Consider the following 1,491-nt stretch of genomic DNA (forward strand, 5'->3'; position numbering starts at 1 on the left):
CCCGAACACTTTCTTGATGTCCTTGCTAATGGTGTGAATGTCCTGGCGCATGTACATTTTCGGGTATCTCAGCTTTTCTAGGTTGATGACGATACCGGGGTTAAAGTTTGTTTCTGGTCCGAGCAACGCCCAATTGTAATACTGACCATATTTGTATAACTCAYCGGCATATAAATCCACATCCATGTGTCCATGCAACACCGCGACTTGTTCCAGCGTAATGTTGTCCAGCATGGGAGCTGCGTCATAATCCCCGCCTTCTACGCCTTGCGCTACGTCATTGCCGCTGACATACGGTCGATCATTCTCTGGGTGCTTGAAGATTGTAATCCATCCGGTATCATCCGGTATAAACGTCAGTTTCTTGTCTTCTCCAACGTATTTCAAATGGCCTCTAGTGCCGATTGGATTCGCTTCTAACTGTCGAATGCGCTGAATGATTAACTCATTGTTAAATACTGGCGTACCCGTTGTAAGGAACGCTTCTTCTGCACAGCAGGGATACTCCTGCTTGAATAGGTTCTCGTCGCCGTTGAGTTTATCCTTGATCGTGTTGCGCCGCCATTGCAACTGATCATTATCAAGCCGATACATTTCCTTGATCTGCAGCTCATATGGCGTTAGTTCAAATCCAGTGTATGGCGACCGATACCGTGGATTCTCGAACCAAGCGACGAACAACGGAACAAAGTTGTTATTGCCTCGTTCTGCGTTATCCCACAACTCCTGGAAGTAGTTCATACCCTTTGCCGTTGATTCCACAATAACAATAGCGCCGAAGTCAGGTACTGACTGCATGATGGAAGTCATCGTTTCTTCTGGCTTATCCCATTTGGCTAGCTCTGATATATGGAGATAGTTGATGGTGTAGGATGATCCGGCGTTGAGGTTCTTTGCTGTCTCAACCAAGAACTTATTTTGCAGCCCTGGATCGTTCGTGTCGCTGATTGGCAACGCAACGTTAAACCTTGGATTCTCGAATAGGATACCCTTACCCCTGCTCGGCCTACGCTTCGGCTTAATCGGCTGCGGCAAGTATTTATAGAATCGGTCTGCCATGTCGTTAATCGTGACCGCTGAATCCTCGTCAAACGATACGATCATAGCGACCTTGTTGAAACTAAAGTTAAGGTCATGAAAAAACACGCCTTCTGTGACTGTTGAGAAGCCAAGTTGACGCGCTTTGAGGATGATAGTATATAATGTCGGTCGTCTCGATTCATCGGGCTCTGAGGCTTTCCAGTCGTCGATGATCTTTAGCAGTCGGTCTTGAGCTTCGTTAGTTTGGAACGGCGTAATCTGTGCATCCTTGTTTCGGATCCTGAGGCACGACTTGAAATACAATTTGTAATCGTGAATCAATTGTTTTAACGCGCTCATTTGATTATGCCCCTAAGTTGGTCCTCAAAGGTTAAACCGATGTCAGCTGTCTTGCCACCTGTCATGAGCGCTTGCTTATCATATAGGGTCCCGACATACGTTGATATGTGG

1 protein-coding gene is annotated in these 1,491 nt (G+C 46.5%); it reads right to left on the minus strand.

Annotated features, from left to right (window positions below; all coding sequences use genetic code 11):
• On the minus strand, positions 1-1,380 hold a 1,380-nt coding region (locus AC1DWB_RS35015), incomplete at its 3' end, for a terminase large subunit (RefSeq protein WP_477545676.1).
• Between the last annotated feature and the right edge of the window lie 111 nt (positions 1,381-1,491).

It is taken from the genome of Paenibacillus sp. P4_E11 (assembly GCF_056401635.1).